The organism is Streptomyces sp. NPDC060232, assembly GCF_042726555.1.
Taxonomy (GTDB): Bacteria; Actinomycetota; Actinomycetes; order Streptomycetales; family Streptomycetaceae; genus Streptomyces.
Genome location: NZ_JBHXAG010000001.1, coordinates 478,429 through 499,247, shown reverse-complemented (window position 1 = coordinate 499,247; position 20,819 = coordinate 478,429). Strand labels below are relative to the sequence as shown.

Below are 20,819 nucleotides of genomic sequence, written 5' to 3'. Positions count from 1 at the left end.
CCCGCGCGCGGGGGCACTGCCGGTCCGCTCCGGGCGGCGTCGGGCTCAGGGCAGGGGGAGACCGCGGGCCGTGCCCCAGAGCTCGTACCACTCCTCGTGCGTGAGGTCGGGTTCACGCACGGCCGCGTCCCGGCAGGCGCGGATCCGGTCGGGGCGGGCCGTGCCGATGACCGGCGCGATCCGCGACGGATGCCGGATCAGCCACCACAGCAGGACCGTCTCCGGCGTCGTCCCCTTGCGCCGGGCCAGCTCGGCCAGCAGCTCGGCCGTGGCCCGCTCGGCCGGCGTCTGCTGTCGGCCCGTGTACCTGCCCTGTGCCAGCGCGCCCCAGGCCTGGAGGCGGATGCCGTGGTCGCGGCAGTGTTCCAGCGTGCCGAACGGGAATCCGTTGGCAGCGGACGCGGCCGTGTTGAGGAGGACCCCGGCCTCGACCCAGTCGCGGCTGTGCAGGCTCATCTCCAGCTGGTTGGCGACGAGCGGCTGGTCCAACCGGGCCTGGAGGTGGGCGATCTGCGCGGCGCCCATGTTGGACACGCCGAAGCGCCGTACGAGGCCCTGCCGGTGCAGGGAGGTCAGCGCCGACGCGACGGAGTCCACGTCCGCCAGCGGGTCGGGGCGGTGCAGCAGCAGTACGTCGATCACGTCGGTCCGCAGCCGGGTGAGGCTCTCCTCCACCCGGCGCGTGATGGTCTGCCCGCGCAGGTCGTACATGCCCGGGCGGTCCTCGTCGCCGAGCCGGATCCCGCACTTGGTCTGGAGCGTGATGCGTTCGCGCAGGCCGGGCGTCCGCGCGAGGACCTCGCCGAAGACGGCCTCGGCCTTGCCGTGCCGGTAGATGTCGGCGTGGTCGAAGACGGTGATCCCGCTGTCGAGGGCGGCCTCGACGGCCGCCTCGGCGGCGTCGATGTCGCCGGCCCCGTACGGTCCGGGGTTCCAGCTCCCACCGAGGCCCATGCACCCGTACAGCACCCGGTCGTCGTCACCGATGCCCACGCCGTCGTTCGTCACCACGCCACCCTACGGGTTCCCGGTTGAGTCTCCCGTGGGGGGAGACACCAAGGTGGGGGCATGGACATCGACATGCCCTATTCCACTCTCTGTTCCATCGGACAGCTATCGCGCCGGACCGGGCTGACCGTGAAGACCATCCGGTTCTACTCCGACCAGGGCATCGTCCCGCCGACCGGGCGGAGCCCTGCCGGTTACCGGCTCTACGGCCCCGACGCACTCGCGCGCCTGGACCTGGCCCGCACCCTGCGCGATCTCGGCTCCTGGCGACGGTCAACGGCTGGCCCGCTTCGCCGACTCTCGCCCCTGTGCGCTTCTGGTTCACCAGCGCCCTCGCCCACAGCGGTGGCGACCGTGGCGAGGGACCGGTGCCATGAAGGCGCGCCGCCGCCTGAGGTTCGATGCGTACGCGGACGAGCGGGGGCCGGCCATTCTGCTGTTCAGCGGCGTTCGTCGGGCGTCTGCCGATGGCGCGCCCTGCATCGTGCTCCGGCGGTGATCCGGAACGGTTGGGACCGGGGGCGGTGGGGCGGCTGACCGGCGGATACCCAATGATGTCGGAATGCAGAAGCACAAGGAGACCGGGTGGCGGTCGATCCGCCGCCGGTTCGGCCGCACGGCGACGGCCCTCGGCCTGTTGACGTCGGTGGCCTGTACGTCCGCCCAGGCGCCGGCCTCGGTCGCCGGTGCGGGCTTGGGTCCCGCGAAGCCGGACGAGGTCTCCGTCGCGACCTGGAACATGTGCGGGGTGCGGCAGTGGAACTGTGAGCGCACGGGCAGCCCGAAGGACAAGTTCCAGCAGCTGCGCGACCTGATCGGCGACTCCGGCGTACGCGTGCTGCTGCTGCAGGAGGTGTGCTCGGACGACCTGTCGTCCTCGGCCCTGCGCCTGGGCCCGGAGTGGCAGTCGGTCTTCGAGCCGTACGCCGAGGTGGACTCCGCAGGCAGGCGTTCCGCCGTCGAGTGCACCGGACAGGGGCGGGGGCGGGCCGGCTTCGCACTGCTGGCCGCCTCCCGGCTGACGGACGTGGAGGTGATCCCGACCGAGCAGCCGACGGTGGGGCTGCACCGGGGGATCCTGTGCGCCCGTGTTCCGGCGCAGGGGCTGCGGGTGTGCAACGCGCACCTCTCGTTGCGGGAGAGCGACAACGAGCACCCCGAGTGGGACTTCCGCGACGACCAGCTGAGCTCGTTGTTCGCCGCCGCCTCGACGGACGAACGTACGGTCGTCGGCGGGGACTTCAACTCCCCGCCGCCGGTGGGCAAGGCGAACACCTCCGCCTGGATCTGGCCGTCGGAGGCATACACCACCTACCGCGAGTGCGACCAGAAGGGCGAGTCCCGGACCGGACGCCCCACCCAGGCCGACAGCTCGAAGATCGACTACCTCTTCACCGCGCTCCCCCGCACCGGCTGCGAGGTGGTGGACACCAAGGCGTCGGACCACCGGCCCCTGGTGATGCGGGTAAGCCGCCCCGCGGAGACGGCCCCTGCGACGCCCGGGGTCAGTACGCCGAGTTGAAGTAGACGTCCTGGGCGGGCACGGGGTACCCGCCCAGCTTGGTGAAAGGGACCGCCGCCCAGGGGGACACGTTGCCGACGGCGTCCACGGCGATGGCTTCGACGAAGTGGTCGCCGTCGTTCCAGGGCCATCCCGGCTCCCACATCCAGCTGCCGTCGGGCCGCACCTCGCACGCGCCCAGGGCCGCTCCGCCCTCGTGGAAGTCCACGCGGACGGCGCCGGGAGCGTACCCGGCGAAGCCGACGGCGGGACCGGGCACCTGCTGGTGCGGGGCGGGTGCGGTCACCGTCAGCACGAGGTGCTGCGCCGGCATCGACAGCTGGGGGGCCGGCTCGTACTCGGGCGTGGCCGCGTACTCGGGCGTGGCCGCGTACACGTGCTCGACGGCCGTGAAGGCGACTTCGGAGCGCTTGGTCTGGTAGTTGTTCGCGTCAGCGGCGAAGAGCCGGATGGTGTGCTTCCCCTTGGGCCAGGGGTCGGTGCGCTCCCAGATCCATGTGCCGTCGGGAGCGACGGGCGCGGTGCCGCGGTACTTGCCTTCCTCCCAGAAGCTGACACGCACGGCGCCGACGGCGGTGCCGCTGAAGCGGACGGTGTTCGCCGGTAGCCGTTCCCCAGGTGCGGGTGTGTGGACGACCGGCTTGGGGAAGGAGTCGCCCCGCACCTGCGAGGTCCGCGTGAGGTAGGTGTCAATGGCGGACGTGTCCCGCTTCGGCTGCTCGTAGCCGTTGCGCACCATGCCGATCCGTGGGGCGATTCCGTCGACGAGGAGGTTCAGCAGCCCCATGAGGGCCGGGAGGTTGTGCCGTGTGACCTTCCCGGCGTCGGTGATGAGGGGTGACTCGTTGTAGACGAAGTTGAAGTTCTCGCGTCCCTGGAAGTGCCCGAGGAAAGGTTCCATCTGCTGCTGGTACTGCGTGTCGCGGGGGGATGTGAGGACGTAGATGTTGGCCGACGGGTTGACCCCGCTGCCCACGAGGTCGGGCAGGACGGAGTCGAGGATGCGGACGTTCTGGTCCGTCGGCTCGCCCATCATCACTCGGGCCGCGTCGGGGTTGCTCTCCCTGACACGGCTGCCGATGCGGAACTGCGGCGTGCCGGCCACGATGTTCCGGAAGCCGTACTTCAGTCCGAAGAACAGTGCCGCGCTGCCGCCCTCGGATGTGCCGAACACGGTCACCTGGTCCGGCGAGAGGGCCAGTGCGTTCATGACGTGCGAGACGAGGCCGGCGACGGACTGCTCCAGGGAGAAGTCCATCCCCCTGCACAGGTGATAGGTGTTGGCACCGTCGACCAGGTCCCGCACCCAGAGGATGTTCGACCGGAGGTCCTCCAGCTGTCCGTTCGCCCAGCCGTACCCGCCGGGCGCATGACGGTGCGAGAGGACGACAACCAGGTGGCGGTTGCCGTTCCGTGCGTGGGAGAACCTGTACTCGACGGGCACCGGCCCGGAGCAGTCCACGCCGCTGAAGACGCGGCGCGCTTTCTGAGCTGCCTCAGACATGCTCGGAATCCATCCTTCTCACCGGCTGGCGCGGCACCTGGCCGAGGGCGCCTCGGTTCCAGGTCCCGGCCTGGCCGGCGGGGTGGCCCGCCTGGCCCGGGTGCCCTCCCTGGCCATGACCCGGGTGGCCTGTGTGGTCTGTGTGACCCGGGTGGCCTGTGTGACCCAGGCGGCCTGCGTGATCCGGCGCGCGGCCGCCGACCGTGCCCACGGCGGGTGCCTGGGCCCGTGCCGGGTCGAGGTCTCCTCCGGCGATGAGGATGCGGTCGGCCAGCCGGGCCGAGGCGTATCCGTCGTCGAGGTCGCAGAACTCCTGCTGGAACCAGCGGTAGCGGGCGGCGTAGCCGTGCTGGATGCTGTCGATGTTGCGGATCGCCCCGATCAGTTCGGGGGACGTGAAGACCAGCGGACCCGGCGCGGACTGCTCAAAGTCGAAGTAGAAACCGCGCAGGGTGTCCCGGTAGTGGTCCAGGTCGTAGGTGAAGAAGAGGATCGGGCGCCCGGTGTTGACGAAGTCGAACATCAGGGAGGAGTAGTCCGTGATCATCACGTCGGCGATGAGGGACAGGTCCGCCATGTCCGGGTAGTCGGACACGTCGAAGACGAAGCCGTCGCCTGCTCCGGGCACCGGGTCCACCACGTTGGGGTGGCGCCGGACGAGCAGGACGTGGTCGTTGCCAAGGCGGGCCCGGGCGTCGTCGAGGTCGATGCGGAAGTCGAGCTTGTACTTGCCGGGCGCGTAGAACTGGTCGTCGCGCCAGGTCGGCGCGTACATGATGACCTTCTTGCCCGGTGGCAGGCCGATGCGCCGGCGCACTTCCGCCGCGCGTCCCGGCTCCGCGCGGCGCAGGATGTCGTTGCGCGGGTAGCCGCTCTCGACCATCTCGCCCGGGAACTGGAAGGCCCGCTTGAGGATCGGGGTGCTGAAGCTGTTCGGGGACACCAGCATGTCCCAGTTCTGCACCTCCTTCTCCACGCGCTCCAGGTACCGCTTGTCGGCGAAGTGCACGGCCTCGATGTCGTGTCCGATGCGCTTGAGCGGGGTGCCGTGCCAGGTCTGTACGACCACCTGCCCGTCGCGCTTCTCGAACCAGTCGGGCAGGTGGTTGTTGGCGACGATGTACTTCGCCCGGCCCATGGCCTCGTACCAGTCGGGGGACCACATGCGGACGGGGCGGGCGGTGGGCGGGACGGCGACCTGGTCGTCGCGCACCACCCACAGGTGCTCCAGGTCCGTGCCGCGGCGGACCATCTCCTCGTGCAGGGCGCGCGGGCTGTCGGAGTACTGGGTGCCCTTGAACGCGTCGAAGAGCACGGCGGCGGTGACCGGCTTGCGCCGGGCGTCGGGGTAGGTCTTGGTGCGCATCAGCTTCTGCCGGTACGGGCCGCGGGCCTCGTCCGGCATCGCCGAGTGCACCAGGAGCGAGAGCCGGTCGTAGGCCTCCGCCTGGAGTTCGTAGCGCCGCTCGTCACTGGTCATGTCGCGGGGCAGGGTGGGGATCAGGTCCTGCGTCATCTTGACCATGAGGTCGCCGGAGCGGTTCTCGGGGTCGACGGCCGAGGGGTCCTGGCGGCGCAGGAAGAAGTCCCAGCGGCCGGCAGCGAGCGGTATGTCGCCTGCCAGGGTGCGCATCGCGGCGGGGGTGACGACGAAGCTGAAGTCGTCCCCGTGCCAGGTGATCGGGACGGTGCGCTCCGCACCGTGGGCGCGGGAGCGTACGACGACGTGCGCCGTGGCGTACTCGGACGCGTCGAGCTTGTCCTGCGCGGCGTAGCCGACGACGACTTCGAGGGAGCCGTCCTGGTGCCAGGTCGCGGTCTTGGCCAGCGGCAGGGTGTCGCGCTCGAACAGCACCACGTAGCCGGAGCCGTTGCGGTGCACGAAGACCTCGCGGTCCCCGCCCTCGGTCTGCAGCACGGCCGGCAGCCGGTAGTGGCCATCGGCGGCCTCTTCCGCCATGACGGGGTAGATGGGGGCCTTGCGTCCCTCGACGTGCAGGGTGGTCTTCCAGCCGTTGGCGCCGGTGTTCCAGGTCTCCGGAACCCCGTCGGAGGAGTTCGTGCGGTGGCCGGGGACGAGGGCCTTGGCTGGGATGCGGGTCACGAAGCCGTACCAGCCCTCGCCGCCCTGCTTGAACTGGACCCAGGCGTCGTGCCGACCGGCCCCTCCCATGCTGGCCACACGGAACTTGCCCCATTCTGGGAGCTTGGGACCGAGGTAGACACCGCGGAGTTCGAGGTGGTCGCCGACCATGCGGTGCTGGGTGATGCGGCAACGGACCCGCTCGACACGGAGTTTGAGCTTCCCCTGGATGAAGAGGGGCACCACACGGGTGTTCTTGTCCACGTAGCGGTAGGGCGGGTTGGCCGCGCTTCCAGCTCCGCCTCTGACGATCCCCTTGTAGCGGAACAGGCCGCGGCTCAGCACGCCGGCCGCCACGTCCCAGGTCCCCTCGACCCATTCCCCCTTGCGCTTGAGACGGGTCGTGTCGAAGCGGACCTGGAATCCGGACCAGTCGTAGCAGTACCGGCTCTGGTTGGAGTACTCGGTAGCCTGCGGATAGTAGGTGGTCTTCGCCTTGGCGACGACCACACGGCCCTGCTTCTTGTTGCGCAGCGCGATCGCCTTCATCGACATGTGCCGCTTGTGCACGTTGATGAAGCGGACGTAGGCGGATCCTTCGAGGATCAGATGGTCGGAGTCGTCCCACTGCGCGCCGCTCAGCGAGCCGTGCAGCGACAGCTCCTTGTCCAGTCGGTAGGCGCTCTTGTCAATGCCTACCGAACGGTCCCCGAGATAGGGGTAGTTGAGGTAGCGGTGGAAGCGGCGCTGGACGGGCATCGGCCCACCCTTGCGCTCGAACTCGACGACGTCGAGCAGTTCCTTGAGGCGGCCTTCGCGTACGAGCAGCCACTTGACGCGGGCGTCGGCGGGCAGTTCGTGGATGATGTCGGCGTCGGCCTCGTCCAGGAAGTCGTTCGCCCACCGCATGAAGGCGTCCCGGTACTCCTCGTCGGCGTCGGGGAGCACCTTGAGGTGCAGCATCAGGTCCGACTTCAGGCAGGCGAGATCGTACTTGCGCTTGTGGTCGGAGTAGGACCTCGCCCGGTGGCCGGCGAGGAAGCGGCTGACCGACTGCACGGCGGCGACGCGGTCCTGGAGGTTGCTGAACTCGGTGTGCCGCTGGGTGATGGAGGGTGCGGCGCCGCCCTCGCGCCGGCGCCAGAAGTAGACGATGTCCGTGAGGATGTCGACTTTGGCTGCCCGGAAGTGGGCGAACATGTTGACCCAGGAGTCCTCGTACATGACGCCTTCGGGGAAGGCGATGTAGTGGTAGTCCCAGAAGGACCGCCGGAACAGCTTGTTCCACACCGTGCGGTCGTAGATGAGGTCGGGCAGCTTGGTGATGTGCGTGCCGCGCTTGCTGGCACGCATGGGCGCCTTGTGCAGCGGGGACTGCCACTTTTTGGTGGAGTTCATCATCTGCACGTTGCCGGAGACGAAGTCGGAGCCGGAGGCTTCGAGGGTCTGGACGAGCAACTCGTAGGCGTATTCCGGTATGACGTCGTCGCCGTCGACGAACGCGAGGAACTCCGCCTGGGGGTGGGCGGCACGGATGCCGACGTTGCGGGCGTGGCCCGGACCCCTCGCCTCCTGGCGCAACAGCCGGAAGCGCGGGTCCCGGCGGGCGAAGTCGGCGGCGATGGCGGTCGAGGAGTCGGTCGAGCCGTCATCGACCATGATCACTTCAAGGTCGCGGAACGTCTGCCTGGCTATCGATTCCAGGCATTCCTGGAGGTAGATCTCGACGTCCTGGAAGGGCACGACGACGCTCAGGCGGGGCATACCTGCCACTCAGCAAACTCCTCGATAGACACACTTCTCACGGCGTGTTGGGAGTTGCTGCGGCATGCCGCCAGACCCGCCCCAGAATCCGGTCACCACCGCTCCCCGCACGCTCGACCCTCCCCCACCGCCTGTGAGCGCACACTTATGCGACCTTCACAGGAGTGTGCGCAGCGTAGGCCAACTGTTCAGCGCCGAGCAACTATTCACAAGCGCTCAAGCCGCTCAAGCCTTCACGCACGCGAACGAGCGATGACATCCGACATGTGCTGGACGCGTCAACTACCCCCGGGTTGGGGCGGCCTGTGCGGGAGGAGCCCTTCCGACGCCGCAGGGCCCCTGCGCGCGGTGAGGTGGATCACCCCACGTGAGACCAGGGCCCGAAGGAGAGGCCCGCGCCGGTCAGGTCCTGTCGGGCGATCCGCAAGCCGCCGTTCGCGTCGAGCATCGCGATCGTGACCGCGCCCCGGGCGTCACGGGCGATGGCTGGCAGCCCCGCGCAACGGTCCCCCAACGGCGCCCACCACGCGCCGTACTGCTCACCCTCCGTAGGGTATGCGGCGATCTCGGGTTGCCCCTCGGCGCCCCGCTGGAGCAGGACCGTGCAGTCGTAGCCGTTGATGCGGGTACGGGTGACGCCCACGGGGCCGACGCCGCCTGCGCCACCCAATGGCATGAGCATGTTCGCAGCTCCGGCGGGAGCCTGGGGGCGGTAGGCGATGACACCCCCGTCCGCCGGGTGACGCCAGAAGTAGGTGCCGGAGCCAGGGCTCGTCTCGTAGGAGCTGTACGTCCCCTCGACCGCATCGGCGTCCATGCGCCCGAGCCATGTGAAGCCGGTTCCCGGCCCGCCCTGACCCCAGTACGACGCGCCGCCGCGAAAGGGGGCGAGGAATTCGGCACGCCCCTGGGCCGTCACGAGGGGGGCGATAGGCCCTCGCACCCATTTGCCCTGGTAGTCCTGCCAATCGTCCCACATGCCGTCGGTGCGACGCGTGCGACCCCGCACGCCGATTCCGAACCGGGTGGCGAAAACATGGAGGGCGCCGGCGCCGTCGGGCAGCACGACCGGGTCGGCGTGTGGAGGCCGGGACTCTTCCTCCCTCTCCGGGAACGGGTTGCCCACGGCCCGCCACTCTCCGAGCGGCCTGCCGGTCTGGTACTGGGCCGTCAGGACCAGCTCGCGGCCGTTCGGCGCGCCCTCGCGGTGGCGGGTGCCGGCGAACCAGACGAAACCGTTGGCGTCCTGAGTGAGCGTGAACCGGCCGGCCCATCCCTGCACGGGGAAGAGGTCGGGCCCGTGCCACACGTCCGAGCCGGGCGCCGACTCGGTCCAGCGCACCAGACCCTCGGCGCAGCTCGCGTAGGCGGTCAGGCGCCCGTCCCGTCCCAGGCGCAGCCAACCCGGGGCCAGGTGCCCGGCGTCGGCCGCCGCGGCTATCTCGGGGCCGGGGACGGCGGGCTCGACGGAGGTGACTCCCCGGTCCACTCCGCCACGTCCGCGTCGCGCCATGTCCCGGCCACTCCTGCCCACACTCGCCCTGTTTGTCCGTCCCGGCCCTGCGGGCCGTTGGACAATGTACGTCAGTACGCCAAGGCGTCGGCGCCAGGGACGGAATATCCGCTTCCTCCCCCGTCTCCCCGGGGCGAAGGGGCCGATCGATGCCCGTCGACGGCGGGGGGGCGGACTCAGGGGAGGTCTTCGGTCGGCGGGTCGGCCTCGTAGACGTGCGGGGTGTCGGACTCCCACTCCACCAGTTCGGTGCCGCCGAGGACGACGTCGTCGGGGTCCGGCATGCCCGCCCGCCGCAGGAACTCGATGAGGTCCTCGTCCGAGCGGGCCAGGCCGAGGGGCTCCTCCCTGTTGGCGGTCCGCAGGGTCACCTGCCGGCCTCCCGACGGGAAGATCCGGTGCACGACGACGGGCGCATGATGCATACCCCCAGCCTCGCCGGACCGACCCGGTCCGGCATCCCGGGAGTCAGCGCGTTCGGCCGACGGTGGCGGCGCGGTCGGCCGACGCGCGGACACGGAAGGTGGAGGGGTCGGGGTAGGTCGCCTTCTCGGCCCGGACGACCTCTTCTATCTCGGCCTTGAAGGCGGGCTCGAAGAAGTCGACACCGAGGAGCAGGTCGAGTCCCCGCAGCGTGGGGTCCAGCAGCGGACGCGCCATCCGTGCCCCGCCGCCGCTGATCCCGGCGAATCCGGCCCGGGCGACCGCAGGCCGGGCGGCCACGCGGTCCTCGACGCCCGCGGTCGCGAAGCCGAGGATCAGCGCGAGTTCGGCGAGGAACTTGCGGGCGCCCAGGGCCATCTCCTCGGCGCCCTGGAGGGTCTGTACGGTGCCGCCCGCCACCTTGAAATCGTCGCTGGTGCGCTTGAGGCCGCGCGTCTCGTACACGGCGAGCGCCTCCTCGAAGAGCCGCCCCGCCTCGTCGACCGCCTGCATCGCCGTCACCAGCTGGTCGATGTCGATGTCGATCTCGCGCTTCACGCTGCCTCCTGGTCCCGGAACTGTGCTGCACAGACCGTAGGAGGCAAAGTCCCGCTGGGGAACCTCTCTGCGCGGTCATATCTCGCGGGCCGCGCTCCGGTGCGCCCGCACGGGCGGGTCCGCCCTGCGTCGCCCGTCCCGAAAAGCCCCCCGGCCGGGCCCTGGGCGGGGATACTCGGACGCGTGGAACTGCACATCGATCACCGCTGGCTGCTGGAGCGGCAGGAGGCGCTGTTCAAGGACGTGGAGGTGGCCGACCACTCCGCCCTGGTCGCCGCCGTGGCCCGGCACCGGGTCAACACGCCCAGCCTGGAGATGGACGCCCCCGACGCCTACTGGCGGGCGGCCGCCCTGCTCGACGCGATCGTGCTGCTCCGGCCGCTGCCCACCTCGAACGAGTACTTCGCCTACGGGGTCGCCGTCGCCTACATCGAGGCCTCCGGGAAGGCGGTGGAGGCCTCCTACGAGCAGTGGCGCGACCTCGTCACCGACATCCGCATGCTGCGCGTCAGCGTCTTCGACGTCGCAGCCCGGCTGCGCTCGTGGCAGCCGGCCTGAGGGGGACCGCAGCGGTCCCCGTGCCGCCGGTCAGCGCCTGCGCTGGGCGGGGGTGCCCACCAGGAGCGCCTCCGAGACGAGCCGCGCGCCACGGGAGAGGCGGCTCAGCTGCTCCAGCTCCAGGGCGTACATCCTGATCGAGTTCTCGATGACCGACTCGGCTATGCCCATCATGGGCAGCTCGGCGCGGCTGGTCTGCAGGGCCGCCCGTACCGCCCGCATCTCGTGCTGGAGCTGGAGCTGGACGTGCCGGGCGAGGAGTGCGTGGTGACGGGTCAGCGTCAGGTAGCCGCCGTAGCGGGCCGGGAGCAGGTCCCGCAGCCATCGGGTGGCCGTGCGCTCCCAGTCGTGCGTACCCGGCGCCTTGACCTGCATGGGCCAGTCCGGGCTGAGCGTAAACATGGCCGTCTGGGGCATTCTCGTCACTTCCGAGGGGTGTCGAAGCTCTGATCGAGACGTTCTGTCGAGACGTGTGAGGGGCGGCCTCGGCCCAGGGGTTGACCGAGGCCGCCATGGGCGCTCTGCAGGATCCGAAAGCCTGGACTCGACCCGCGGTCGCGACGTGAGGAGGAGGTTCGTCGTACCGCGGTGCGTTCGAGAGGACGTGGGGTCGTCCTCCTTGGCATCTGGTGGATCAGGAGCGCCGTCGTCAGTAAACATATATACCGTCGAGTAAGCAAGGGTATGAAAAATTTCATGCACCTCGAAGGCTGAATATCGCCTGGTGAGGTGGGCGTGGAGCGTTCGGGAAGCGTTACAGGAAGAAGCCGTGCTGGTCCGCCACGTGCTCGTAGTCCTCCAGACGGGCCTGGGTCCGCTCGGGATCCGCGTCCGCCATCGCCTGCAGCAGGGCTGCCGAGAGCATCCCGGGCGCCGCGTAGGAGTCGAACACCAGGCGGGAACCGGTCGCCGCCGTCAGGGCCACGTCGGCCTCGTCCACCAGCGGCCCGAGGGTGGGGTCCGTGATCAGGACCACGCGCAGGCCCGTACTGCGGGCGGCCCGGACGGCGGACAGGGTCTCCTTGGCGTGCCGCGGCATGGCGAAGGCCAGGACCCAGGTCCCGCCGGCCGCCCTGGACTGGAGCAGCGCGTCGAAGGCGACGCTGCCGCCGCGCGTCACCAGGCGCACGTCGGGGTGGATACGCCGGGCGGCGTACGCGAAGTACTCCGCCAGGGAGACCGAGATGCGCAGCCCCAGGATCGTCAGCGGCACGGAGGCGGCCAGCTCGCGGCCGATGTCCAGGACCTGGTTGGTGTCGGCGAGGAGCCGCCGCACGTTCTCCAGGTTCTCGATCTCCGCGTCGACGGCCGCCTGGAGCTCGTTGCGGCGGATCTGCTCGCGGGTGTCGGTCGCGCCGGCCACGGCGCTGAGCGCGATCGGCTGGAGCACGTCGCGCAGGGCCGGGTAGCCGCTGAAGCCGAGGGAGGACGCGAAGCGGGTCACGGAGGGCTGGCTGACGCCCACCCGTTCGGCGAGCTCGGTGATCGAGAGGAAAGCGGCCTCGGTGAGGTGGTCGATCAGGTACTGGGCGATGCGCCGCTGGCCCGGGGACAGGCGGCGGCCGTCGAAGAGCGCGAGGAGCCGGTCGGCCGGAGGCCGGACCGGCTCCTCGGCCGACTGACCGCTCGGCGTGATCGCAGCCGCTTGTGCGCGTGCCTGCTGCCCCGATGACACCGGAGGGCCTCCTTCTCACGTCACTCGCGCTCAAACATAGCTCACCCCTCGTGGCCGATGATGATCAGTCCTGGGCGCGGGAGGTGACCGGGGCATCGGTGCGATCGCCCAGGAACTCGTACCAGCGGCGCTGGAGGCACAGGTAGCGCGTGTCCGCTTCGACCAGGTCGAGGAACGAGCCGATCGTCGCGGTCAGCCGCTCGCCGAGACCCGGGTCGGTGAGGGCGCCGTCCTCGGTGAAGGCGTGGTGGGCGCCCGCCAGGCTGAACATGTCGGGGTAGACGCGGGCGCCGAGGTGTTCAAGGGGGACGCGCAGGGCCCACAGTCCGCGGTTGCCGCCGACCATCGAGGGTGAGGCCGACACCAGCAGGGTCTGCTTGTCCTTGAAGGGCTGCGGCCGGTAGCGGGACACCCAGTCGACGGCGTTCTTCAGGACGCCCGGCACGGAGGCGTTGTACTCGGGCGAGGCGATGATCAGCGCCTGCGCCGCTTCGATCCGCTCGCACAGGGCCCGGGCGCCCTCGGGCAGCCCTTCGCCGGCTTCGGCGTCGCCGTCGTACGGGGGCATGGGGAAGTCGCGGAGGGTGGCGGGTTCCGCCACGGCCCCGGCCTCGCGCACCATCGCGGCGACGAGGGCCGCGAGCCGGACGTTGACCGAGCCCGTGCGGGAGGACCCGGACAGGACGAGCGCGCGCAGCGACGTACGGGGGTGCTCCCCGTCGTGCGGACGGCCTGGGTCCGTCGGGAAGTGGTCGGGGTCTGTCGGGTTCATCCGTCTCCTGCCCTCGCCTCGCGGCTCTCGGCCCTCGGCTATCGGTTCGCAGTTCTTTGCTCTCGGTTCTTTGCTCCGGGACCTGCGGATGCCCGGCGGGCGACGCGCGGCGGGACCCGCACACGCCGGTGTGCGGGTCCCGTCCGGGCCGCCGGGTCACTTCGCGCCGGGGTTCTCCCAGCGGTAGAACTCGTGGGCCATCGCGTCCTTCGGGCTGCGCCAGGTCTCCGGGTTGTGCGGGCTGATGAACGCCTGGAGCCGGTCGCTCAGCCTGCGGAACTCCGGGTGGTCGGTGACCTGGGCGATGGCCGGGCCGGGCGCCCGGTCCGCCTCGATGAAGTGCATGTAGACGTCGCCGAACTGGAAGAGGCTCCGGCGTGTGACCCCTACCAGGTGCGGCAGTTCACCCGCGTCCGAGTCCGCGAACAGCTCGGCGATGTCGGGGCCCGATCCCGGCGCCATGCGGGCGACGATGAGAGCGCGGTGCGTGTCGTTCATCCGACTGCTTGCCTTTCGTTTCACAGAGGTCGTCCGACGTCGTCGGACGTCAGAGACGGCTGACGGCGGGGGCGCGGCTCTCACGTTCGCGCTGCTCGATCTTGTCCCGGATGAGCGCCATCTGGATCGGGGAGTTGCGGTTGATGTTGTCGGTCATCCACGCGTCGTCCACGGGCGCGTCGGGCTTCATCGCGAAGTCCTGGGTCCACTTCATCCGAGTGCCGCCGGGCACCTTGAAGTACTGCCAGTGGATGTCCATGTGGGCGAAGGGGCCCGTCTCCACCCGCCGGGCGCGGACCGTGAGGCCCTTGCGGTCGACGGTCCGCTCCGAGACCCAGCTCCACACCTTGCCGTTCTCGTCGGGGTGCATGGTCAGGCGGAAGGTGGTCGTGTCCCCCTTCTGCTCGAGGATCTCCAGCGAGGCGTACTCGCTGAACAGCTGGGGCCAGCTGGGGAGGTCGTTGGTCATCTCCCAGACGAGCTCCACGGGCGCGTTGACGGTGATCTCGTTCTCGGTGTGTCCTGGCATGTCAGGCTCCTGTCATCAGGCTGTTGTTGACGAGGTCGAGGAATTCCCCGGGGGTCTTGCAGCGGTCGGCGTCGGTGGGCAGGGCCCGTCCGCGCCGGTTCTCCAGCTCACCGACGATGCCGAGCAGGCCCAGCGAATCGAGGCCGTACTCGTCGAAGGACGAGTCCGGACGGCTCGCCATCTCGGCGGGGTCGACGGTGATACCGGCGGTCTTCATCAGGGCCGCCAGCTCCTCCACGGTCAGTCGGTCGGACATGTGGGTGCTCTTTTCCTTGGGGGGACCGCTCGGGGTCCGGCGGACTAGGAGTCCGTCGGGGAGCCCTTGCGGACGACGAGCGCGGAGTTGGATCCCATCCGGCCGCGGCTGAGCACGAGCGCCGTGCGCAGCTGGGCCGGCCGGGCGCTGCCCGTCACCACGTCGAGGTCGTGGCACACGTCGTAGACGTTCGGGGTCGGCGGGACGACGCCGTGTTCCAGTGCCAGGACCGCGGCCGCGGTGTCGAGGGCGGGAGCGGCGCAGTACGCCCGGCCGGTACCGGACTTGGGCGCCGTGACCGGCACCTTGTGTCCGTGGTCGCCCAGGGCGTGGAGGATCGCGGCCGCTTCGGCCGCGTCGGCCTCCGGGGTCCCGAGGGCGTCGGCGAAGACCACGTCGATGTCCTCGGGGGCGCAGCCGGCTTCCCGGAGGGCGCCGCGGACGGCATGGGCCAGCCCCTCGCCGGCCTCGTCCCGGCGCCGGGTGCCGCTGAACGTCGCGGCGTGGCCCGCCAGTACGGCGCGTACGGTGGCGCCGCGGCGGCGGGCTTCGGCCTCGTCCTCGACGACGAACATGGCGCCGCCCTCGGCGGGGACGTAGCCGCAGGCCTGGTCGGTGAACGGCCGGTAGGCGCGCTCCGGGTCGTCCCGCGTGCTCAGTCCCTCGTACTCCAGCTGACAGACGATGGAGTACGGCGCGAGGGGCGCCTCCGTCGCTCCGACCAGCATGGCCCGGCTGCCCTGGCGGATCGCCCTGACGGCGTGCGCGAAGGCGTCGAGCCCGCCCGCCTCGTCGCTGCAGACGACGCCGCAAGGCCCCTTCAGCCCGCGGCGGATGGAGATCTGGCCGGTGCTCGCGGCGTAGAACCAGGCGATCGACTGGTACGGGCCCACGAAGCGCGGCCCCTGTTCCCAGAGGTGCTGCAGTTCGCGCTGGCCGAACTCGCCGCCGCCGGAGCCGGCGGCGGTGACGACGCCGAAGGAGAAGGGGTCGCCCTCGTAGTCGGCGCGGCCCAGCCGGGCGTCCTCCAGGGCGAGGTCGGCCGCGGCGAGGGCGTGGTGGGTGAACCGGTCGGTCTGGACGAGGAAGCGGTCCTCGACCAGCGCGCCGGGGTCGAAGCCCCTGACCTCGCCCGCGACGCGCAGCGGCAGGTGCTCGCAGCCCGGCCTGGTGACGCGGTCGAGGACGCTGACGCCGGACTGGGTCGCCTTCCAGAAGGCGTCGGCGCCGACGCCGTTGGGGGCGACGACCCCGATGCCCGTGATGACCGTACGGCTGGTCACGAGACCTCCTCCTTCGGCCGGGTCATGACCACGGCGGACTGGAAGCCGCCGAAGCCGCTGCCCACGGAGAGCACGCTGCGCAGCTTCCGGTCCCGGGCGGTCTTGGGCACGTAGTCCAGGTCGCATTCGGGGTCGGGCGTCTCGTAGTTGGCGGTCGGCGGGACCACCTGGTGGACCATGGCGAGGACGCAGGCGGCGAGTTCGATGGCCCCGATGGCGCCGAGGGAGTGCCCCACCATGGATTTGATGGAGGTCATCGGCGTCCTGTAGGCGTGCTCGCCCAGGACCTTCTTGACCGCCGCGGTCTCGTGGCGGTCGTTCTGCTTGGTGCCGGAGCCGTGCGCGTTGACGTAGTCGATCTCGTCGGCGGCGATTCCGGCCTGGGCGAGGGCGGTTTCGATGGCCCGGGCCATCTCCAGGCCCTCGGTGGTCAGCCCGGTCATGTGGTGGGCGTTGCCGAAGGTGGCGTAGCCGCCGATCTCGCAGTAGACGGTCGCGCCGCGGGCGCGGGCGCGTTCCAGCTCTTCGAGCACGAGGACGGCGCCGCCCTCGCCGAGGACGAATCCGTCCCGGTCGGCGTCGAACGGCCGGGAGGCGTGGGCGGGGTCGTCGTTGTTCGGCGAGGTCGCCTTGATGGCGTCGAAGCAGGCCACGGTGATCGGCGATATCGGGGAGTCCGAGGCTCCGGCGATGCACGCGTCCATCCGGCCCTCGGCGATGGCGTGCACGGCGTACCCGATGGCGTCGAGGCCCGAGGTGCAGCCGGTGGAGACGGTCTGGACGGGTCCGCGTGCTCCCGTCTGCTCCGCGACGGCGGAGGCGAGGGTGGCCGGCGTGAACGCCCGGTGCAGGTGCGGGCCGGCCAGCTTGTGGTCGACGTCCCACCAGGAGCCGGACTGGCTCACGGCGACGTAGTCGTGCTCCAGACGGGTGGTGCCGCCGACGGCGGTGCCGAGGGAGACACCGGTCCGCCAGGCCTCGTCCGCGGTGAGGTCGAGTCCGGCGTCGCGCACCGCCTCGCGGGCGGCGACCAGGGCGAACTGGATGTACCGGTCCGCGCGCGCCGCCTCCTCCTCGTCGAGGCCGTGCTCGGCGGGGTCGAAGTCGACCTCGGCGGCTATCCGCGAGCGGAATCCCGTCGGGTCGAAGAGGCTGATGCCCCGTGTCGCCGTGCGCCCGTTGGACAGCAGGTCCCAGAAGTCGCGGACGCCGATGCCGCCGGGCGCGACGACGCCCACTCCGGTGACGGCCACCCGCCGGCGGGTCACGAGACCGCTCCTGTGCGGTCCGGCGGCTGCTCCCATGCGGTTCCCTCCGGGTTCGGGGCCTGCTCGGTGTCCACGTGGCCCAGTTCGGGGCGCGGGGCGAGGGGGCCGAGGTGGAAGACCATGCGGGCTTCGGTGTCCCCGACGTTGCGGAAGCGGTGGCGTGTGTTCAGGGGGACGAGCAGCCCCTGGTCCGTGCGCAGCGGGTGGGGTTCCCCGTCGAGGTCGACCTCCAGCCGGCCGCTGACGACGTACACGAACTCCTCGGAGTACGGGTGGTAGTGCTCGGCGATCGACTCTCCGGGGGCCATGATGGCCAGGCCCATGAAGCCGCTGGTCGAACCCACCGATGTCGGGGTGAGAACGGCCCGCAGGTCGCCACCGCGCCGGCGGTTGGGCGGCGTCTCGCTCAGGTCCACGATGCGTGGGCGCTGTTGGGTCATGGTGGGTGCCTCCTGGCGTGTGGGGAGAGCCTCGACGGAGATCGGGGTGGGGGGTGGGGTCGGTGGGGGCCGGGGTGGGGCGGGCCGGTGGGGCCGGAGCGGGAGCGGTCGAAGCACGGCCCCGGTGCGGATCAGGACTGCGCGGGTGCCCGGCGGTCGGTGATCAGGTCCATGGTCCGGTGCGCGGCGCGGTCCCGCCCGCCGGGCGCGAGCGTCAGCCGGTCGAGCACCGCGGCCTTGCGCGGACCCGAGATGCCGTAGACGGTCTCGGGGTCGGCCTCCAGTGGGCCGCGTACGTCGATCAGCCGTACGACGATGTCGTCGCGCTGGAAGATGCTGCTGCTGAGAACGGGGTTCGCGGGCCGGTGTGCGGCCGCCTCGTCCTGCCGGGCCAGGAACCTGGCGAGTGCCTGGCCGCAGCCGGGCTTCGCCGGGTAGAAGACCGCGTGCCGCTGCACCTCGGCGGACTCGGGTTCCGGTGCGGCGATGTGGTGGACGGCCGGTACGGCGGCACGCATGAAGAACATGCGGGCCGATTCCGGGTCGCCGAGGTCGCGGTCCTGTTCGAGGTAGGGGTTGATGGCCTCCTCGACGGCGCGTACCTCGGGCTGTTCCGAGACGTGCCGCAGGGCCGCCATCAGGTCGCCCTGGACCTCGACCGTCCGTACCACCCGGTTGCCGTGCATGAACAGCGAGGTGCGGCACAGGCGGGTGTGGTCGTCGACGCGGGCCGCCGGGGAGGCGTAGCTGGAGAGGATGGACGCGACCTCCTTCTCGCTGCCCGGCTTGACCGTGAAGGTGAGGGCGTGGCGCACGATGCCGGCGCCCAGGCGGGGCGTCGCCTGCAGGCGCGCCGTGGACGGGCGGGCCGCCTGGTCGTAGCCCCGTCCGGTCTCGCGCAGGACGGTGAACTTGAGCGGGCGCATGGAGCGCGCGCACGCGCCCAGCGGCCGCACCTGCTCGGCGTGGTGCTCGCTGTTGACCCAGGCGAGGTACTGCGGGGCGCTCTCCCACTCGCTCGTGATCAGCCACTGCGAGGGGTTCTCGAAGGACTGGCACAGCTGGTCGCTGATGTGGCCCGGGACCGACGCGATGTCGTTGCGGAGCTTTTCGTACGCCTCGAAGAACTGCTGCTGGGTCCCCTCGTGGAGATCCATCAGAAGGACGACCCGGAGCATGGAGCCGTCGAAGGCTGACTGCGACACCCGTTCGGACAGGGTGGTTGTCATCTACTCACTCCTTCATGAGGGGGTGGAGATCCATCGCGTACGGACCCCTCGTCCGTCACCGGTGGCGTCCGCCCGGGCCGGCGGCCGCCTCTGGGGAACGGCAGGCCGGCGCGTCTCAGGGGGAGCCGCTGTCGCTCATCGTCATCCGGGGAGGGGCGTACCGCTACATGTCGGGATCAAGCGGGTGACAACGGGCGAATCAACTGGGCCTCATCGCGGATCGGGGGCATAAAGAGTCCACTCCCCCACACAGAAAACAGGAGCCCGCAGCTGATGGAAGACAACGCCGATGTTCGCGTACCGGTTCTCGTCGTGGGCGGCTCCCTCGTGGGCCTGTCCACCTCGCTTTTCCTGAGCCGCCACGGAGTAAGGCACCTGCTGGTCGAGAAGCACTCCGGTACCTCCGCGCACCCGCGCGGCCGAGGCATCAACGCCCGGACGATGGAGCTGTTCCGCACGGCAGGGGCGGAGCACGCGATCCGCCGGGCGGCGTCCGTACTGGAGGGCATTCAGGGCATTCTGCAGGCGCACTCACTGACCGACACCGCCGACCACAACTGGCTGATCAAGTCGATCGACCCGTCCGGCGCGCTGGCGCGTTTCAGCCCGACGGAGTGGTGCCTGTGCAGCCAGAACAACATCGAGCCCGTGCTGGCCGAACAGAGCCGGGCTCAGGGCGCCGACATCCGCTTCGGCAACGAGCTGATGAGCTTCGACCAGGACTCCACCGGGGTGAACGCCGTGGTGAAGGACCGCACGACGGGTGAGCACATCACGGTGCGCGCGGACTTCCTGATCGCGGCGGACGGACCGCGCAGCCCCGTCCGCGAGCAGCTGCGGATCCCCCAGACGGGCAACGGCGAGCTGTTCCACAACGTGAGCGTCACCTTCCGCTCGGAACGGCTCGTGAAGGTGCTGGGCGACCTGCGCTTCATCGTCTGCTACCTGATGCGCCCGGGTGCCGACGGGGCGCTGCTGCCCGTGGACAACGACACGCAGTGGGTCTTCCACGCCCCCTGGCACCCCGACCAGGGCGAAACCCTGGAGGACTTCACCGACGAGCGGTGCGTGGACCAGATCCGCGAGGCGGTGGGCGTCCCCGACCTGGACGTGGAGATCGGCGGCAAGGCGCCGTGGCACGCGGCCGAACGGGTGGCGGAGCGGTATTCGGCCGGTCGGGTGTTCCTGGCCGGGGACGCCGCCCACGAGATGTCGCCCACCGGGGCCTTCGGCTCCAACACGGGTATCCAGGACGCGCACAACCTGGCGTGGAAGATCGCCGCGGTGCTGGAGGGGTCGGCGGGCATCGAGCTGCTCGACACCTACCAGGCCGAGCGGCTTCCGGTGGCCAGGGCCACGAGCGAGCGGGCGTCCGCCCGTTCGGCCGAACACAGCCACCCGGGGTACGTGCCTCCGCCCACGATGGGCGGCGGACCGGGCAGCGGTGTCCTGACGACGGCGATGGCCTACTGCTACACGCAGGGCGCGCTCGTCGGAGGCGACCCGGCGCGGCCCGTCATCCCGGAGACGCTGCGGTCGATGGGCGACACCGGGACCCGGGCCCCGCACATGTGGCTGACCAGGGCCGGTGAGCGGATCTCCACCCTGGACCTGTACGAGCGTTCCTTCGTGCTGCTCAGCGGCGCGGGTACGCCGTGGCAGGCGGCCGCGCAGGAGGCGGCCCGGCAGCTGGGGGTGCGGCTGGACGCGTACACGATCGGCTCCGGGCCGGGCGCGGACCTGGTCCCGGAGGGCGGCGCGCCGTGGACCGAGGTCCACCGGCTGGGCGCCGACGGCGCCGTGCTCGTCCGCCCTGACGGGTTCGTGGCCTGGCGCTCGGAAGGCGCCGTGGCCGACCCCGCGTCGGTGCTGCGCGAGGTCCTCTCGACGGTGCTGCGCCGGGCGTGACCACCCACTCCTCCCGTCCGCCGGCCGT

Annotated in this window: 19 protein-coding genes and 1 pseudogene; 4 read left to right on the top strand and 16 right to left on the bottom strand. The window is 70.8% G+C overall.

Going from position 1 to position 20,819, the window contains the following annotated elements:
• Nucleotides 1-45 precede the first annotated feature (45 nt).
• A complete protein-coding gene (locus tag ACFWFZ_RS02210) occupies nt 46-1,008 on the bottom strand; it encodes an aldo/keto reductase family oxidoreductase (RefSeq protein ID WP_387115246.1) in 963 nt (320 codons plus the stop codon).
• A gap of 72 nt (nt 1,009-1,080) precedes the next feature.
• On the opposite strand from ACFWFZ_RS02210, the pseudogene ACFWFZ_RS02205 reads away from it, so the two are divergent.
• Both ACFWFZ_RS02205 and ACFWFZ_RS02200 read left to right on the top strand, forming a co-directional pair.
• A pseudogene (locus ACFWFZ_RS02205) lies at nt 1,081-1,269 on the top strand (MerR family DNA-binding transcriptional regulator); the annotation flags it as partial.
• A 301-nt stretch (nt 1,270-1,570) separates the two neighbouring features.
• Entirely contained in the window at nt 1,571-2,530 is a 960-nt protein-coding gene (locus tag ACFWFZ_RS02200; protein ID WP_387115243.1) for an endonuclease/exonuclease/phosphatase family protein, read from the top strand.
• Here the strand turns inward: ACFWFZ_RS02200 and ACFWFZ_RS02195 are convergent.
• The 5 genes from ACFWFZ_RS02195 to ACFWFZ_RS02175 form a co-directional block, all read right to left on the bottom strand.
• Nucleotides 2,514-4,034, bottom strand: coding sequence for a hypothetical protein (locus tag ACFWFZ_RS02195; protein WP_387115240.1), 1,521 nt, complete (start codon nt 4,032-4,034; stop codon nt 2,514-2,516). The two genes, ACFWFZ_RS02200 and ACFWFZ_RS02195, sit on opposite strands and share 17 nt — an antisense overlap.
• Nucleotides 4,027-7,881: a CDP-glycerol glycerophosphotransferase family protein gene (locus ACFWFZ_RS02190; protein WP_387116272.1), complete on the bottom strand. Its 3,855-nt coding sequence runs from the start codon at nt 7,879-7,881 to the stop codon at nt 4,027-4,029. The genes ACFWFZ_RS02195 and ACFWFZ_RS02190 overlap by 8 nt, the downstream gene beginning before the upstream one ends.
• A 358-nt stretch (nt 7,882-8,239) precedes the next feature.
• A complete protein-coding gene (locus tag ACFWFZ_RS02185) occupies nt 8,240-9,394 on the bottom strand; it encodes a hypothetical protein (RefSeq protein WP_387115237.1) in 1,155 nt (384 codons plus the stop codon).
• Between the two features lie 176 nt (nt 9,395-9,570).
• Complete coding sequence (locus ACFWFZ_RS02180) at nt 9,571-9,819, bottom strand: hypothetical protein (RefSeq protein WP_030848285.1); 249 nt, start codon at nt 9,817-9,819, stop codon at nt 9,571-9,573.
• A gap of 43 nt (nt 9,820-9,862) precedes the next feature.
• A complete protein-coding gene (locus tag ACFWFZ_RS02175) occupies nt 9,863-10,375 on the bottom strand; it encodes a hypothetical protein (protein WP_387115234.1) in 513 nt (170 codons plus the stop codon).
• A 183-nt stretch (nt 10,376-10,558) separates the two neighbouring features.
• Here ACFWFZ_RS02175 and ACFWFZ_RS02170 point away from each other — a divergent pair, with 183 nt between their 5' ends.
• Nucleotides 10,559-10,933 (top strand): toxin Doc, encoded by a 375-nt coding sequence (locus tag ACFWFZ_RS02170; RefSeq protein ID WP_387115231.1) that lies wholly within the window; start codon nt 10,559-10,561, stop codon nt 10,931-10,933.
• Nucleotides 10,934-10,963: 30 nt separating this feature from the next.
• Here the strand turns inward: ACFWFZ_RS02170 and ACFWFZ_RS02165 are convergent, their stop codons facing one another.
• From ACFWFZ_RS02165 to ACFWFZ_RS02120, 10 genes are all read right to left on the bottom strand, one after another.
• Nucleotides 10,964-11,335, bottom strand: coding sequence for a hypothetical protein (locus tag ACFWFZ_RS02165; protein ID WP_387115228.1), 372 nt, complete (start codon nt 11,333-11,335; stop codon nt 10,964-10,966).
• A 352-nt stretch (nt 11,336-11,687) separates the two neighbouring features.
• The gene (locus ACFWFZ_RS02160; RefSeq protein WP_030029731.1) at nt 11,688-12,608 is read right to left on the bottom strand and encodes a MurR/RpiR family transcriptional regulator; all 921 of its coding nucleotides are present in this window, start codon (nt 12,606-12,608) and stop codon (nt 11,688-11,690) included.
• Nucleotides 12,609-12,672: 64 nt separating this feature from the next.
• Nucleotides 12,673-13,305 (bottom strand): NADPH-dependent FMN reductase, encoded by a 633-nt coding sequence (locus ACFWFZ_RS02155; RefSeq protein WP_387116269.1) that lies wholly within the window; start codon nt 13,303-13,305, stop codon nt 12,673-12,675.
• Nucleotides 13,306-13,536: 231 nt separating this feature from the next.
• The gene (locus ACFWFZ_RS02150) at nt 13,537-13,878 is read right to left on the bottom strand and encodes a TcmI family type II polyketide cyclase (protein ID WP_387115225.1); all 342 of its coding nucleotides are present in this window, start codon (nt 13,876-13,878) and stop codon (nt 13,537-13,539) included.
• Between the two features lie 49 nt (nt 13,879-13,927).
• Entirely contained in the window at nt 13,928-14,407 is a 480-nt protein-coding gene (locus tag ACFWFZ_RS02145) for an SRPBCC family protein (protein WP_387115222.1), read from the bottom strand.
• 1 nt (nt 14,408) lies between these two features.
• Nucleotides 14,409-14,663 carry an acyl carrier protein gene (locus ACFWFZ_RS02140; protein ID WP_387115219.1) on the bottom strand — a complete coding sequence of 85 codons (255 nt, stop codon included), beginning with the start codon at nt 14,661-14,663 and terminating at the stop codon, nt 14,409-14,411.
• Between the two features lie 44 nt (nt 14,664-14,707).
• A complete protein-coding gene (locus ACFWFZ_RS02135; protein WP_387115216.1) occupies nt 14,708-15,946 on the bottom strand; it encodes a beta-ketoacyl synthase N-terminal-like domain-containing protein in 1,239 nt (412 codons plus the stop codon).
• Nucleotides 15,943-17,214, bottom strand: coding sequence for a beta-ketoacyl-[acyl-carrier-protein] synthase family protein (locus ACFWFZ_RS02130; RefSeq protein WP_387115213.1), 1,272 nt, complete (start codon nt 17,212-17,214; stop codon nt 15,943-15,945). The genes ACFWFZ_RS02135 and ACFWFZ_RS02130 overlap by 4 nt, the downstream gene beginning before the upstream one ends.
• Nucleotides 17,211-17,654, bottom strand: coding sequence for a cupin domain-containing protein (locus tag ACFWFZ_RS02125; protein ID WP_030965476.1), 444 nt, complete (start codon nt 17,652-17,654; stop codon nt 17,211-17,213). Before ACFWFZ_RS02125 ends, ACFWFZ_RS02130 begins: the two co-directional genes overlap by 4 nt.
• Nucleotides 17,655-17,785: 131 nt before the next feature.
• Complete coding sequence (locus tag ACFWFZ_RS02120; RefSeq protein WP_387115210.1) at nt 17,786-18,883, bottom strand: SchA/CurD-like domain-containing protein; 1,098 nt, start codon at nt 18,881-18,883, stop codon at nt 17,786-17,788.
• 273 nt (nt 18,884-19,156) lie between these two features.
• Between ACFWFZ_RS02120 and ACFWFZ_RS02115 the strand changes: the two genes are divergently transcribed.
• The gene (locus tag ACFWFZ_RS02115) at nt 19,157-20,791 is read left to right on the top strand and encodes an FAD-dependent oxidoreductase (RefSeq protein WP_387115207.1); all 1,635 of its coding nucleotides are present in this window, start codon (nt 19,157-19,159) and stop codon (nt 20,789-20,791) included.
• Nucleotides 20,792-20,819: the final 28 nt, after the last annotated feature.